A 15,179-nucleotide genomic window follows, 5' to 3' on the forward strand; every position below is an offset into this window, starting at 1 on the left:
GAATGAAAAGAAGGCAAGGTTGGCTTTTTTTTATTATATTTCTACTTACTTTATCTGTTTATCTATTAATAAATTATCCCTTACAGTTGGGATTGGATTTACAAGGTGGTTCTCAACTTACACTACAAATTATTAAAGAGGAAGGTAAGGTAACAAGGGATGAGCTTGAAGCAGTTAATTCGGTTATAGATAAGCGCGTTAACAATTTAGGGGTTTCTGAGTCTAATTTGCAAACCCTCGGTGGAGATCAATTGATTTTAGAATTACCAGGTGAACAAAATCCATTAGTTGCTTCAAGGGTATTAGGTAAGACTGCTTTATTAGAATTTAGAACTCAAAAAAAAGGAACATCTACAGATTTAAAAACCCTGCAACTACAGAGATTGACTATTAAAGAATTAATTGAACAATATTCCTTTGCAGAAAAAAGTCAAAATGATAATAATTTAAAAGTTATTCAAGATGATCTTAAAGATATAGAGCAAGAATTGAATTACTCATCTACTAGTAATGATTTATATGGGAAGTTAATTGAAATCAAAAAATATGTTGATAAAGAAATTACAAATTTATTTATTAAAACAGATTTATCTGGTAAGGATCTTATTAACGCAGGAAGGAGACAAGAACAAACAAATAGTAATTGGGAAGTTTTATTAACTTTTAGTAATTCAGGAGGTGAAAAGTTTGCAGAAATTACAAAGTCAATTGCTGGCACTAATCAACTATTGGCTATCATTTTAGATGGTGAATCAATAAGTGAAGCCAGTGTTGGTAATCAGTTTGCTAGTACTGGGATTACAGGTGGGTCAGCAACAATAAGTGGTAATTTTAGTGCTGAAAATGCTAGAGAATTAGAAGTTCAACTTAAAGGCGGCTCATTGCCATTGCCAATTGAAATAGTAGAAACTAACACAATAGGGCCTTTATTGGGATCCAATAATATTTTAAAAAGTCTTTATGCAGCTATTAGTGGGTTAATTTTTGTTGGTATTTTTATGATTTTTAATTATAGAATTCTAGGTTTTGTTTCAGTTCTTTCTCTAGTACTTTATGGTTTCTTTAACTTAGCGATATATTCTCTAATTCCTGTAACTTTGACTTTACCTGGAATATCTGGGCTTATACTTAGTATTGGTATGGCTGTTGATGCAAATATTCTAATATTTGAGAGAATTAGAGAAGAATTATATGATGGTAATACTCTTACAAGATCTATTGATAGCGGTTTTCAAAGAGCTAATTCATCCATAGTTGATGGCCATATTACAACTCTTCTTAGTTGTTTTGTATTGTTTTTATTAGGAACAAATTTTGTTAAGGGTTTTGCGGCAACATTAGGTATTGGAGTCTTAATAAGCTTGTTTACATCATTAAATTGTTCCAAAACTATTTTGCGATTTTTTACAACATATCAATCTTTGAGACAGAAAAATCTCTATCTGCCAAGGAATAATTTTTCAAATTAATTTTTTTATTTCTAATTTCCCATGAAATACAATCTTGAACTAATAAAAAATAAAAAAAGGATAATTGGGTTTTCAACTTTTCTTATTTTGTTGAGTCTTTTAGGAATTTTATATTCTACTTTTAATACTTCTTATAAGAAGCCTATAAATTTAGGGATGGATTTTGTTGGGGGAAATGAACTAAGAATAGAGAGAATTTGTAAGGAGGAATGTACTAATTTTTCTCCTGATTCAGTTTTAGAAAATCTAAGAGAGAACTCTAAAAATAAAAACTTATTAAATAACATTAAATTACAATCTCAAAATAATAATAAATTGATTTCAATAAGAACACCTTATTTGAGTATCGAAGAATCAAATAATCTTATTAGTAATCTTGATAATATTATTGGACCTTTAAATTATGAGAGTAAGGATTCAAGATTAATAGGTCCAAAGCTTGGGAAAAGATTACTTACTAATTGTGTTACTTCATTGTTAGTTTCTTTATTTGCAATTTCTTTATATATAACTATTAGATTTGATAAAAAATATGCATTATTTGCATTATTAGCTTTATTCCATGATTTATTAATTGTTTTCGGTATATTCTCTTGGCTGGGAATTATATTATCTGTCGAGGTAAATAGTTTATTTGCTGTTTCCTTGCTTACTATTGCTGGTTATTCTGTAAATGATACTGTTGTTATTTTTGATAGAATTCGTGAAAATTTAAAATCAAAGAAAGAAGGCTATAACGAAACTATTCAATTATCAGTAAACGAATCATTTAGGAGAACAACGTTTACCAGTATTACAACTCTAATCCCTTTATTAAGCATAATTTTGTTTGGATCTTACTCGCTATTCTGGTTTTCCTTAGCCTTGTCATTAGGAATTATAGTTGGAAGTTATTCAAGTATTTTATTGGCTCCATCTTTGTTGCTTAAAGACTGAGATTAGGCTTCTAAATATATGAAATTGAATTACTATTTGATAATTTTATTTTCCTTAGTTTTAATAGATCTTTCTACTGAGCTAAGAATATTATTTGATCATTTTACTTTTAATTCACTATATTTTGCTATTGGTAAACATCCCTTAGCTTTCTTTATACTTTTTTCTTATCCGTATTTGTATAAAAAAATAAAGTAGTTTTTAAATATCTTTAAGTGATTCTTTGATTAAAACCTGAATTACTACTGCTAATGGAAGAGATAGTATTAAGCCTAATGGACCAAAAATGAAGGTAAATCCAAATTGTGATATTAATGTTAAACCAGGAAGTAAGTTTGCTTTTTTCTTCATAATAGATGGCATTATTACATAACTTTCAATATTTTGAATGATTACATATGCTCCTAAAACGGCCATTGGTTTCCAAAAATTATCTAGTAGTGCAATTGAGACTGGAAATATCCCACTAATAACTGGACCTATATTTGGAATAATGTTAAGAACCATTGCTATTAAAGCATTTGAGACAACATATTTAACGTCTAATATAGACAGGACTATTAATGATAATATACCTACTGATAATGAGCTTATAACCATAGAAAAGGTCCAATTTGCTAATGCGGTATTGCATTTTTCCAGAATATTTCTAAATTTGTTGCGATAATTTTTTGGAATTAATAGAAGTATATTTTCTTTATATTGTTTTGGTTCAATAGAAATCATTAAACTCACTGCTAATACGAATATTAATTTCAAAAGACCTGAACCAAGATTCCCCGCAATATTTATTAAATTTTTAAAACTTTCTTGAATAGCTTTTGCAATAGTTGAGGCATCTGGAATAGTTACTACATTATTTATAAGATTGAAAATGTCTATAACATTTTCTGATTGTTCACCATATAATAAAACTTTAAATTTATTCAGATTTGTATTAATCAAAATATTTATTTTTGATAAACCATTTGGAATATCAACTAATATTTCATTGAATTCTTTTATAAACGGAGGCAATACAAGTATAAAAATAGTAAATACTATTACTGATATAACAGTTAAGACAAGAAACAATGACAGCGGTCGGGGAATTTTCAAACCCTTTTGTATTTGATTACATAAATTACATACAATATTGGAAATTACCAAGGAACAAATTATTAAGAGAAGAAAATCTCTTAGAGTCCATACTATTAACAAAGTGATTAAAATTACTACTAACTTGAAATATGAAGAACTACTCAATTTTCACAATATTCTAATTCTTTTCAGAATATCCTAATCCATTTGATTTGGCATAACTATTTGCAAATCTCATAAATCTATCAAAGTCAGATGTGTTCTTCCAGATATATACTGCTTCTAAAAATATTGGTTCTCCATCAACAAACTTTACTTTAACTTCCCGAGTTAATAATTCACCTTCTGAGTCAATCATACGCATACCTGTGATTTCACCATCAGTAATTGAAGATAATGCCTGAGGTTTTTCGAACAAAAATAAAGCTTGGCCGGTGGTACCATCCTTACTCCTAGTGAGTCTTATTTCAGGAACTACAGGTTCATCAGTTCCTTCATAAAATTGTATTTTTGCAGTTTTATTAACTGTCATAATGTTAGTTTTATAATTTATTATCTTAGGAAATATTTTTCATATTCGTTTGTAGTTATTTATAAAACATTATTTACTAACTCTAGGATACTTTCATCATATTTTTTGTCGGTTAAATTTAATATCTTTATATTTGTTTTACCAACCTTTTCATATTCATAACATTTATCGTAATAATCTAGAACTGATTTGCAAACTAAATCCCATCTCTCATTTTTAATTGATTCGAGAGCTATTATTGTTCTTTGTGGTCCTAATCTTTTTTTAATCCTTAATACAGATTCTTGGAGTTCTTCTTTCTTAAAAACACTATAAGTATCTATCAACTCATCTAACCTGTTAGATTCGCTCCTTATAATTTCTATTCTCCTTGAATTTTTCATCTGATTGAAAAATTCATGGGGTATTTTGCATTTACCTATATTTGCACTTTCAGCTTCTACAAAAATATAATTAGAAATATTAAAGGTATATAATTTTTCTGCAATTTTATTTTCAAATTGTTCATTTGAAGGTTGTTCTTTCATTCCTAAACCTCCAAATGTACTTCCTCTATGACAAGCAAATCCTTCAAGATCAATAGTTTGATATTTATATTTCTCTAGTAATGATAATAATCTTGTTTTCCCTGTTCCTGTTTTTCCGCCAATAACTACTATATTTAACTTTTTTGAGAAACTATTTAATACCCATCTTCTATATATTTTATATCCTCCCTTAAGTGTTATTGTTTTTAATTTATATTTATCTAGTAGCCAAGCAATGCTTTGTGAACGCATTCCGCCTCTAGAGCAATATATTCTGATAAAAAATTCGTTATTTTTATTGGGAATAGTTTTATAAGAGTCAATACTCATGAATAAATTATCAAGAAGTAATTCCATTTTTTTTTCAAAAAATTTTAATCCCTCTATGACAGCTTTTTTTCTTCCTTCTTTTTTATAAATCGTGCCAATTATTGATCTCTCGTCATTATCAAATAATGGAATGTTAATAGAATTAGGCATGTGTCCTTTATAATATTCACCTGGGCTCCTAACATCAATAAGTGGTCCTTTAAAACTACTAAATTTCTCTAGTTCTTTTCTTTTGAAATACATGGATAGTTTTTATTTTTTTTGATTTTTTAAAATGAATAACAAAGAACAAGATAATTATAATAATGCTACATTAGATCTGATAAAAAAATTTGTAGATTCTAATCAAAGAAAAAGAATAAATTTATTAGCTCAACTAGAATCTGAAGTCGAAAATATTTTTAATCTTGGCCCTTCACTTTTTGATATCTTTGATAATGATGGAGATGACTGGGCTGCAGGTTGGATATTGCAAGTTTTAAAAAAATTTAAGCCTGAATTCTTTGAAAACTCTAAATTCAATAATTGGTTTAATACATATTCAGATATTGATATTAATTATGAAGATTTGCAATTGATGTTGGTTGAGCAAAAATTTGAAGAGGCAGATAGATTAACAAGTTCCTACTTGAGGAAATTAGCTGGAAAATTAGCTGAGAAACGTGGTTATGTTTTCTATAGTGAAGTTAAAAATATGTCAGGTAAAGACCTACAAACAATAGATAGATTATGGACTATTTATTCTACTGGTAGATTTGGATTCTCAATTCAAGCAAAGATATTAAAATCAGTTGGTAAAAAATATGAATTAATGTGGCCGAAAATAGGTTGGAAAAAAGAAGGCTTATGGACTAGATATCCGGGATCTTTTCGCTGGTCTTTGGATGCTCCTGATGGACATATGCCTTTAATAAATCAACTAAGAGGAGTAAGACTTATGGACTCCATCCTGCGGCATCCTGCTATTGCTGAGAGACATAATAATATTCTTTAAATAGAGGTATTTAATAAGTTAAAATTAAGACAGTATCAAAATATTATTATGTCCTTACTTCGGGGCAAAAATATTTTAAAAAAATTTTTTAAAAGACCAAATATTAACTGGTCAAACTTCGAATTCGAATCATCATTACAGTTAAATGATTTTGTAGATCAATTATTAGAACCTATTGAAAATTCTGAATCAACCTATCTTATAAAACTTGGTTTACATGAAGCTTTAGTTAACGCAGTAAAACATGGAAATAAATTAGATCCTAAAAAAAATATTAGAGTGAGAAGAATAATTACTCCTAATTGGTGTGTTTGGCAAATTCAAGATCAAGGTAATGGTCTAGAAACAAAAAAAAGAGACTATAAATTACCAAAAAAAATTAGTAGTGTAAATGGGCGTGGTCTTTACATTATTAATGAATGTTTTGATGACATTAGATGGAGTAGTAAAGGTAATAGGCTTCAGTTGGCTTTAAAAAGATGATTTTTACTAGGGCATGGTTGATCTACATTAATTTCTTTTAACCATTTAACACTTTCTTCTATATATTCAATAGTTTCTTTTTCATTACAAGAAATCATTAAATGGCATAATCCCGCCGAAATTAGTTCTGCAGATCTTTTATATTTATTTCCTTTATCTTTATGCCAATTAGAATGATCAATTTTTAATTTTTCATTAAGACTTTGAACAATCTGAATAGTATCTTTATCCCAATAGGTCATAGAATTTTTTATTTACTTTACAGCAGACCATACTTTGGTCATAAAAAAGGAATTTGATTTTACATCTTTAAACCCTATTTCCTCTATTTTAGAATCTATATCCTCTTTTATGTAATCACAATAAAAAGGCTCATGAAAAGATTTATAGAAGTTTTCCATTACGGATGTAAAATCAGGTGAATCACTTATTTGAATTGAATCGGCTAATACTAATATCCCCCCAGGCTCAAGAACTCTAAAAAATTCATTTAATACTTTTGCTCTAATTGTTCTAGGTAATTCATGAAATAAGTAAACACAAGAAACGCATTGAAAACTATCATTTTCAAAAGGTAATTCTTCAGCATTACCTTTAATTAATTGAATTAAATCTCCATCTAAATCTGAAATATATCTACTTGCCTCTTTTAAATATGAATCAGATAAATCAATTCCTGTAATTTTTTCTTTAGGAAATGCGGCTCTTAATTGTTTTAATGTTCTTCCTGATCCCGTAGCTACATCAAGTATTTTTATAGAGCTTATTTTTCTATCACTAAAATTTTTAAGCCCTTCTTTTATTGGCTTAATTATTCTTCTCCTCATTGAGTCAGCACTTCCATTGAAAAGTATCTCTACTTGTAGGTCATAAATGCTAGCTGAAAAATCTGATAAATAACCATCTGTTTGATGATGAAAATTTCTCAAGTAATATTGAGGATAATTATCTTTATCAATTGATTTTGGAAGATCATCAAAGTTTTGTTTTCTGCGTCTATCCCAAGTATTAGGCATATCGAGCCAAATTTTAGGATATTGAGTTAGATATCTAAGCCATGGCTCATCAAATAATAATTTTTTTGGATATATATTTTTTTCTGCATCATTCCAATCTTCTTCTCTTAAAATATCCATTGAATTTTGGATTTGCATTAGTAGATCCTTATCTATATCAAAATTTTCAAGCCTCGAATCGGGAAGAATAAAATTCATTAATCTTGAACTAATTTGCTTGTGAGCGAAACCTGCAATGCTTTTACTTTGTTGTAGCGTTTTATATGCAATTTTTGAAATAGATTCCCTAGCCATTTTTCAATTTATATATATATATTCCAACAAAAAAAAAATCAATTTGAGAATATTTTGTGATATTTCTCAAATTGATTATTTTAAAATAATAATTTCTTTTAATTATGCATCGTAATACATGAAGAATTCATGTGGATGAGGCCTTTGTCTTAGTTGTTGTACCTCTTCGTATTTTATATCGATAAAGTTATCAATAAAATCTTCAGTAAATACTCCGCCAGCTAATAAATAATCTTTATCTGCTTTTAGTGCATTGAGTGAGTCATTTAGAGAGGAAGGTACTGTATCAATTTTTGCAAGTTCATCAGCTGGAAGTTCAAATAAATCTACATCTACTCCATCACCAGGATCAATTTGATTTTTTATTCCATCAATACCAGCAAGCATCATTACAGAAAATGCTAAGTAAGGATTTGCAAGTGCGTCACCTGATCTGAATTCTAATCTTTTAGCTTTAGGGCTTGGACCTGTTAAAGGTATTCTTACTGCAGCTGATCTATTACCCTCAGAATAAACTAGATTTACAGGTGCTTCGAATCCTGGAACCAATCGTTTATAACTATTTGTGGTTGGGTTAGTAAATGCTAAGAATGATGGAGCATGCTTAAGTATGCCTCCGATATACCATCTTGCAGTTTGAGATAAATTTGCATATGCTCCTTCACCAAAAAATAGTGGCTGACCACTCTTCCATAAACTTTGGTGAACATGCATTCCAGTTCCATTATCGTTAAAAACAGGCTTAGGCATAAACGTTGCAGTTTTCCCATATTTTTTAGCAACATTCCTGACAACGTATTTATAAGTCATTACGTTATCAGCAGAATTTATTAATGAATCGAATTTCATTCCAAGCTCGTGTTGACCGGCACCAGCAACTTCATGGTGATGCTTTTCGGTGGGTATGCCTAATTCACCCATTAAAAGTAACATTTCAGATCTGATGTCTTGAGCAGTATCATTTGGAGAAACTGGGAAATAACCTTCTTTGTATTGGATCTTGTATCCTAAATTTCCACCTTCTTCAATTCTTCCTGTGTTCCAAGGAGCTTCAATTGTATCTACACTGTAAAAGCAAGAACCTTCTTTTGAATCGTATCTAACGTCATCAAATAAAAAGAATTCCGGTTCCGGTCCAAAAAATGCTGTATCAGCAATCCCAGTGGATTCTAAGTACTTTAAAGCCTTTTGAGCTAAAGATCTTGGGCATCTATCATAAGGTTCTCCACTTCTAGGCTCTTGGATAGAGCAAATCATACTTAGAGTTTTATGTTTGTAAAAAGGATCAATCCATGCTGTACTTGCATCGGGAACCATTGACATATCGGAGGCATTAATTGCTTTCCAACCTCTTATTGATGAACCATCAAATGCTAGACCTTCTGTAAATGAATCCTCTTCTATCATGTCTGATGTAAGAGTTAAATGTTGCCATTTACCATGGATGTCTGTGAATTTTAAATCGATGAGTTCAATTCCTTCATCTTTAATTTGACTTAAAACATCTTGTGGAGACTTAGACATAACTTTTGAGATACCTTCTATGAAATTAATAACTTGATGATTCTTATTATGTATCAACCGTAACTTTTTTCAACACTAGATGTCTTCTTTGAGTGTTTCAAGTCATAACTTTAATAATTATTTACTTAATTATTTAAATTGAATTAATTTCTATAAAAAAATATCGCTTTAGCGACGATATTAGTCTAATTTAAAAGTAATTGAATGTAATTCTTTGACAGAAGCAAATCTTATTCAGGCTTTAAATAAAGAGAATTTATCTCATTTATCAAAGACTTATGTTCCCTCTAGACTTTTATTAGGACCTGGACCTTCAAACGCACATCCAGAAGTTTTAAGCGCTCTTTCTTTAAATCCTATTGGTCACTTAGATGAGGCATATATCTCATTGATGTCTGACGTTCAGCAACTTTTAAGGTATACCTGGCAGTGCAATAATCGTCTTACACTCCCAATGAGCGGCACTGGTAGTGCAGCGATGGAAGCTTCAATAGCTAATTTTATTGAAGAAGGCGAAAAAATTCTTATTGCTAAAAAAGGATATTTTGGAGATAGATTAGTTGATATGGCAAATAGATATAAAGCTCAAGTTTCCTTTATTGAAAAACCATGGGGTGAAGCTTTTACTTATGAGGAAATTAAGTATGAAATAGAGACTAAAAAACCCGCTATTTTTGCTATTGTCCATGCTGAAACATCAAGTGGTGTTTTACAACCTCTTGATGGTATTGGGGATATTTGTAGAAATAATAATTGCTTGTTTTTAGTTGATGCTGTTACTTCACTTGGTGCTTTGGAATTATTGATAGACGAATGGAAAATTGATCTAGCATACAGTTGTAGTCAAAAGGGATTAAGTTGTCCCCCTGGATTAAGCCCTTTTACAATGAATAAAAGAGCTGAAGAAAAACTAGGCTCTAGAAAAACAAAAGTACCTAACTGGTATTTAGATTTATCTCTATTAAATAAGTATTGGGGTTCTGATCGTGTTTACCATCATACTGCTCCTGTAAACATGAATTTTGCTATTCGTGAAGGTTTACGATTAATAGCGAATGAGGGTTTAGAAAATGTTTGGAATAGACATAACACCAATGCAAAGAAATTGTGGAATGGTTTAGAAAGTCTTGGAATGGAATTGCATGTATCAGAGGATTATAGATTGCCAACATTAACCACAGTTAAAATACCTCCAGCAGTTGATGGGGATGGTTTTAGAAATCATCTCTTAAGAAACTTTGGAATTGAGATAGGAAATGGACTTGGAGAATTATCCGGAAAGGTCTGGCGTGTAGGGCTAATGGGTTTTAATTCATGTGAGGAGAATGTTGATAGATTATTAAACCTATTTGATACCGAGCTAAAGAAATTTTCTATTTTTGAATCCTCAACTTTTTGAACCAAGTCTGTAAAATTTGACTGCATTCGTCCTCTAGGATACCTCCAATTATTTCCATTTTGTGATGAGCACTTTCGTGTTTTGATAGGTCAATTGAACCACCCAATCCACCTCTTTTCTTATCGTAAGCCCCGAAAATAACTTTACCCATCCGTGCTTGAATAAGTGCAGAGGAACACATAGTACAAGGTTCTAAATTTGTGATAATAGTACATTCATTAAATCTCCAATCATTTTTTATTAGAGATGCCTGCCTAAGTGCCATTATCTCAGCATGACCTAATGGGTCTTTATTTATATTCCTTCTGTTAACCCCTCTCCCTATAATTCTTCCCCTCTTATCTAAAATTATTGAACAGATTGGTAGCTCAACTTTCCCAATTTCTTTGGATCTTCTTAATATCGAATTCATCCATAAAGTGTATTTTGCATTATTTGTTTTTATTTGTTGTTCTTCATTACTATTTCCATTTTCAAAAATATATCTCATTTAGCAAGATTGAGAATAGAATTATTAATAGATATCTTATCTGATGGCTGAAGATTTAATTAATAATAAAGATATATATTTCCCCTCAAATTTAGGGACTAATGACAAATTGATTACTCTTCTGAATAGAGCAAGTCAAACTCTTTGTGACTGGTTCTCTAAATCTGATAAAAATGGTCCTTTACCTTTTGATGAGAGTTTCAGTTGTATTATGCCTTCGGAAGATGGTAACTCTGAGGAAGAATTGTTTTCTGAGATTGAATCTCTTTTGAATAATTCATTTAATCCCGTTCATCCTGGCTCACTAGCTCACCTTGATCCCCCACCTTTAATTTTCTCTATTTTGGGAGATTTAATTGCTGCTGGTTTAAATAATAATCTTCTCGCTTACGAGTTATCACCAAGCCTAACATTACTTGAGGAATCATTATGCAAATGGTTTGCCAAGAAAATAGGGTTTAATGATTTCTCTGGAGGTATAGCTGCTAGCGGAGGTACATTAAGTAATCTGAATGGACTTATTGCAGCTAGAAATAATGCTGGATTAGGTACGAATCCTAATTCTGTATTACTTGTTAGTGAAGATGCCCATTCTTCTTTCGTTAAATGTATAAGAGTAATGGGCCTTGATAATAGTAATCTTGTGAGGATTAAAACTGATAATCAAGGTCGAATGGATATAAACGATCTGAGAAACTCTTTAGATAAATGTTCAATAGAAAATAAAAAAATATTTGCTATTGTTGCCACCCTTGGGACTACTGTAAGAGGAGCCATTGATCCTATTAAAGAAATAAGTGAAATCTGTAAACAAAGAAAGATATGGTTACATATTGATGGTTCAATTGGAGGAATTTTTGCTATAACTTCTATTCCAATAGAAGGTCTAAATAATATTAATCAGGCTAATTCGATAACGATAAATCCACAAAAAATTATTGGCATTACAAAGACTTCATCTTTGTTATTGGTTTCAAATATGAGTACTTTAGAAAATACTTTTAATACTGGACTACCATATATATCATCTAAAGAAAATATTATAAATAGAGGAGAAATAGGCATACAAGGTTCTAGACCTGCAGAGGTTATCAAACTATGGCTTGGGTTACGTTTTTTAGGTCTCAAAGGAATAGAAAATATATTAAAATCATCAATTAAAAGAAAAGATTTTTTTGTAAAAAATATTGATAAAAATAAATTTGATATATATTCAGGTCCTCTTCATATTGTTTCATTCTTGCCAAATAAACTTGAGCCAGATGACTCTGATGAATGGACTAAAACTAAAGTAAATGAACTAATTAACAATAATTTTATGCTTTCTAGACCAAAATTTAAAGGGAAATATTTTTTACGGGTTGTCATGGGAAATTACAATACAAAGGATTCTCATATTGAAGAACTTCTGAGACTTCTAGATGCTTAACTAATAAATATGGGAAGACCAAAAATTATTGCAATAGTAACAGGTTTTATCTCTATAGCTATTTGCATTGCTTATTTACTATTAATAACTATCTTTGATTTCAGAACTTATCTAAATGATCAATTATCCAATATTAATTAGTAAATGGAGGCAAATTTTTATTTGATTTAAAATATTTTTTCATTTCAATTTTTGAAATAGCTTCTTTAACGAAATTATTTAAAATTTCCTCTCTTTTACTTACTCTATAGATTTTATCTACTACTTCTTGAATTCCTCCATCGCCCCAATCTTGGCCATTTTTAAAATATTCAATCAAACTTAGTCCTACTATTCTTATTAACCAGCCTGCTGTAACTGATTGTATAGATTTAGATAATATTATTTTAGTCAAGCTTGTAGCTAAAGCAGGAGAAAGAATGGCGAGACCCCCTTTTAGTATTCCTTGTTTAGCCAATGCACTTAGCAATGAAGTCGCCAAATCTTTTGCATCTTTTTTTGTAAGCTTTATTTCATATATTTTTGATAACTCCATTATCATTTGAAGGTTTACGGAGGTAGTAGTAAGAAAATCAACAGCTGGTAGTGGATTAACTAGTATTACTCCTCCTGTTATCCACATATATTTATTAATCACTTTATTTGACATTAAATATCTTTGTTCTTGTACGAAATTTTTACTTTTAATACCTAACTTATTTGAGCGAAAAAGAATATTATCCGCCAACAACTCTTCACCATTATTATCGAGGGTTTCAATTATTTCTCTAAATAAACTTCCTACCTCTGGAACTAAATTTAAAGCATCTGATTTTGTATAGGGAGATTTTTGAGGAACTGCAATTGTTTGAACGACTGATATTTTATTTTTTCTAGCGGATGTTATAGAAATTATATTTTCTTTGATAAGGTTATTTTCATCTCTAGACCTCAAATCACATTTATTTAGAACTATTATTATTTTTTTCCTTAACTTTAATAATTCTTTAATTAAATAGTTTTCGTATTTATTTATATCTTGATCTAACACAAAAAGAACTAAGTCAGAATTTGATGCTTGTAAAATTGTTGCTTTTTCTCTTTCTTCTCCTAATTTAGATGGTTCGAATAAACCCGGAGTATCAACTATATTAATTTTTCTTTTTAAAATTGGTATACGAATTTTATAGCTATTAATTTGCTTTGTTGTACCTATTTTTGCTGAGGTTTGTCCGACAATATTTTTCAATAATGATCTTGCTATAGATGTTTTTCCTGAGGAACCTGCTCCAAAAAGAGTAACTTTATAATCTCCTGTTTTTAATTGTGACTCTAGTTTATTTTTTTGGTAATTTAACAATTCAGCTTTTACATTATCACTAATTTTTTTGTTAATTTTCTCGACTCCTTCCAAACTTATCTTGGCAGCACCATATGTATTTTTGAATGAAAGTGTATTTTTTTTATTTTTATATATAACTTTATAAACTATTTTTTTAAATAATTTTTTATCAATATTATAAAAAGTATAAATAATTATAATTAAAAATAAAAGAGTATAAATATTTACTATTCTTACAAATATGGAAAATAAAATATAAAAAAATAATATCAATACTACATACTTTATATATTTTAATTTCAAGTAATTCATTTTATCGATTATTTTTAAAAATGTTATACAGTAAAATAATGAAACCAATATTAATTGATATATCAGCAATATTAAATACTGGAAAATTTATAAAATTTAAATTTATAAAATCAACTACAAAACCTCTATATATCCTATCTATACCATTACCAATAGTTCCACCAAGAATAAAGCTATAAGAATATAGATCGAATGAGTTTAAAGTATTCTTCCTAAATATCAAATAAATAAGTAATATAGAAAAAATAATACTTATTAAAGATAAAAATATTCTACTACCACTAAATATATTAAATGCTGCTCCGTAATTTTTTATAAAGTCTAATTTGAATAAAAGAAAATCTTTATTAATAAATAATTTTTTATTATAAAACATCAAATATTTCGTAAATTGATCTATTAGAACAATAAAAATACTTAATGATACAAAATATAATTTTGTTTTTATATTAATAATCATTATTTGCTACGTTTTAAACGTTCTATAGGTTTAATAAGTAATAAAAGTGGAAAAAGCATTAAAAAATGATATCCAATTTTACCTAATGAGTATTTCCCTAAATTATATAAAAATAAATTGTATTGACTGTGGAATAAAATTTGTATGAAGCTATAAAATATTCCAGTTAAATGCATAACAACTATTGCTATAAATCCGTTTTTTAAGAAGTTTCCAAAGTTTATTTTATTTCTATTATTTAAATTATCAATTATTTTGATTAATGGATATAAACCTAATAAGTAACCAAAATTTGGAGTGAGCAAATAACCTAATGAACCTCCTTGGTGAAAGACAGGGAGTATAAATAACCCCAAAATTATATATAAAGAAAATGCTTTGAAAACAACTTTTTTATGAAATATAAGTGTTAATAAAATTATGGTCGGAATTTGCCATGTTATAGGTAACTCAAAGTTATTACTAGATTTATAGATAAAAGGTAGCTGAACATAAACAGGTAACATTGATGTTATTACTATTGTTTGAAGACTCACAAGTATCTCAATTAATTTATATAAATTGAGCATTATTATAGATTCTA

Annotated in this window: 17 protein-coding genes; 7 read left to right on the forward strand and 10 right to left on the reverse strand. The window is 29.0% G+C overall.

Going from position 1 to position 15,179, the window contains the following annotated elements; translation table 11 throughout:
• Positions 1 to 2: 2 nt before the first annotated feature.
• Together secD and secF are read left to right on the forward strand one after the other, a co-directional pair.
• Positions 3 to 1,469: a protein translocase subunit SecD gene (gene secD / locus HA148_RS04475; RefSeq protein WP_209130564.1), complete on the forward strand. Its 1,467-nt coding sequence runs from the start codon at positions 3 to 5 to the stop codon at positions 1,467 to 1,469.
• A gap of 21 nt (positions 1,470 to 1,490) precedes the next feature.
• Positions 1,491 to 2,405 carry a protein translocase subunit SecF gene (gene secF / locus HA148_RS04480; protein WP_209130566.1) on the forward strand — a complete coding sequence of 305 codons (915 nt, stop codon included), beginning with the start codon at positions 1,491 to 1,493 and terminating at the stop codon, positions 2,403 to 2,405.
• 201 nt (positions 2,406 to 2,606) lie between these two features.
• Here secF and HA148_RS04485 read toward each other — a convergent pair whose 3' ends face one another.
• Genes HA148_RS04485 through mnmH form a run of 3 tightly spaced genes read right to left on the reverse strand, consistent with a single transcriptional unit; the run spans position 2,607 to position 5,117 of the window.
• Positions 2,607 to 3,650, reverse strand: a complete 1,044-nt coding sequence (locus HA148_RS04485) for an AI-2E family transporter (RefSeq protein ID WP_209130568.1) — start codon at positions 3,648 to 3,650, stop codon at positions 2,607 to 2,609.
• A 13-nt stretch (positions 3,651 to 3,663) separates the two neighbouring features.
• On the reverse strand, positions 3,664 to 4,017 hold the full coding sequence (gene psb28 / locus HA148_RS04490) for a photosystem II reaction center protein Psb28 (protein WP_209130570.1): 354 nt from the start codon (positions 4,015 to 4,017) through the stop codon (positions 3,664 to 3,666).
• 59 nt (positions 4,018 to 4,076) lie between these two features.
• Positions 4,077 to 5,117, reverse strand: a complete 1,041-nt coding sequence (gene mnmH, locus HA148_RS04495) for a tRNA 2-selenouridine(34) synthase MnmH (RefSeq protein ID WP_209130573.1) — start codon at positions 5,115 to 5,117, stop codon at positions 4,077 to 4,079.
• Between the two features lie 31 nt (positions 5,118 to 5,148).
• Between mnmH and HA148_RS04500 the strand changes: the two genes are divergently transcribed.
• Both HA148_RS04500 and HA148_RS04505 read left to right on the forward strand, forming a co-directional pair.
• Entirely contained in the window at positions 5,149 to 5,868 is a 720-nt protein-coding gene (locus HA148_RS04500) for a GUN4 domain-containing protein (RefSeq protein ID WP_209130575.1), read from the forward strand.
• 48 nt (positions 5,869 to 5,916) lie between these two features.
• On the forward strand, positions 5,917 to 6,351 hold the full coding sequence (locus HA148_RS04505) for an ATP-binding protein (protein ID WP_209130577.1): 435 nt from the start codon (positions 5,917 to 5,919) through the stop codon (positions 6,349 to 6,351).
• Here HA148_RS04505 and HA148_RS04510 read toward each other — a convergent pair.
• From HA148_RS04510 to glnA, 3 genes are all read right to left on the reverse strand, one after another.
• The gene (locus tag HA148_RS04510) at positions 6,330 to 6,593 is read right to left on the reverse strand and encodes a DUF6439 family protein (protein ID WP_209130579.1); all 264 of its coding nucleotides are present in this window, start codon (positions 6,591 to 6,593) and stop codon (positions 6,330 to 6,332) included. The two genes, HA148_RS04505 and HA148_RS04510, sit on opposite strands and share 22 nt — an antisense overlap.
• A gap of 12 nt (positions 6,594 to 6,605) precedes the next feature.
• The gene (locus tag HA148_RS04515; protein WP_209130581.1) at positions 6,606 to 7,661 is read right to left on the reverse strand and encodes a class I SAM-dependent methyltransferase; all 1,056 of its coding nucleotides are present in this window, start codon (positions 7,659 to 7,661) and stop codon (positions 6,606 to 6,608) included.
• 102 nt (positions 7,662 to 7,763) lie between these two features.
• The gene (glnA, locus tag HA148_RS04520; RefSeq protein WP_025881370.1) at positions 7,764 to 9,185 is read right to left on the reverse strand and encodes a type I glutamate--ammonia ligase; all 1,422 of its coding nucleotides are present in this window, start codon (positions 9,183 to 9,185) and stop codon (positions 7,764 to 7,766) included.
• Positions 9,186 to 9,399: 214 nt separating this feature from the next.
• Between glnA and HA148_RS04525 the strand changes: the two genes are divergently transcribed.
• Positions 9,400 to 10,584, forward strand: coding sequence for a pyridoxal-phosphate-dependent aminotransferase family protein (locus HA148_RS04525; RefSeq protein WP_209130583.1), 1,185 nt, complete (start codon positions 9,400 to 9,402; stop codon positions 10,582 to 10,584).
• Here HA148_RS04525 and HA148_RS04530 read toward each other — a convergent pair.
• On the reverse strand, positions 10,559 to 11,074 hold the full coding sequence (locus HA148_RS04530; protein WP_209130585.1) for a nucleoside deaminase: 516 nt from the start codon (positions 11,072 to 11,074) through the stop codon (positions 10,559 to 10,561). The two genes, HA148_RS04525 and HA148_RS04530, sit on opposite strands and share 26 nt — an antisense overlap.
• A 43-nt stretch (positions 11,075 to 11,117) precedes the next feature.
• Between HA148_RS04530 and HA148_RS04535 the strand changes: the two genes are divergently transcribed.
• Together HA148_RS04535 and HA148_RS09625 are read left to right on the forward strand one after the other, a co-directional pair.
• A complete protein-coding gene (locus tag HA148_RS04535; protein WP_209130587.1) occupies positions 11,118 to 12,503 on the forward strand; it encodes a pyridoxal phosphate-dependent decarboxylase family protein in 1,386 nt (461 codons plus the stop codon).
• Positions 12,504 to 12,512: 9 nt separating this feature from the next.
• Entirely contained in the window at positions 12,513 to 12,644 is a 132-nt protein-coding gene (locus tag HA148_RS09625) for a hypothetical protein (protein ID WP_280634283.1), read from the forward strand.
• Here the strand turns inward: HA148_RS09625 and HA148_RS04540 are convergent.
• The 3 genes from HA148_RS04540 to HA148_RS04550 are packed head-to-tail and all read right to left on the reverse strand — an operon-like array spanning position 12,637 to position 15,165.
• A complete protein-coding gene (locus tag HA148_RS04540) occupies positions 12,637 to 14,136 on the reverse strand; it encodes a GTP-binding protein (RefSeq protein WP_209130589.1) in 1,500 nt (499 codons plus the stop codon). The genes HA148_RS09625 and HA148_RS04540 overlap by 8 nt on opposite strands.
• A gap of 1 nt (position 14,137) precedes the next feature.
• Positions 14,138 to 14,596: a signal peptidase II gene (gene lspA / locus HA148_RS04545; protein WP_209130591.1), complete on the reverse strand. Its 459-nt coding sequence runs from the start codon at positions 14,594 to 14,596 to the stop codon at positions 14,138 to 14,140.
• Positions 14,596 to 15,165: a biotin transporter BioY gene (locus HA148_RS04550; protein ID WP_209130593.1), complete on the reverse strand. Its 570-nt coding sequence runs from the start codon at positions 15,163 to 15,165 to the stop codon at positions 14,596 to 14,598. The genes lspA and HA148_RS04550 overlap by 1 nt, the downstream gene beginning before the upstream one ends.
• Positions 15,166 to 15,179: the final 14 nt, after the last annotated feature.

Source organism: Prochlorococcus marinus XMU1405 (assembly GCF_017696275.1).
GTDB classification, from domain to species: Bacteria; Cyanobacteriota; Cyanobacteriia; order PCC-6307; family Cyanobiaceae; genus Prochlorococcus_A; species Prochlorococcus_A marinus_AB.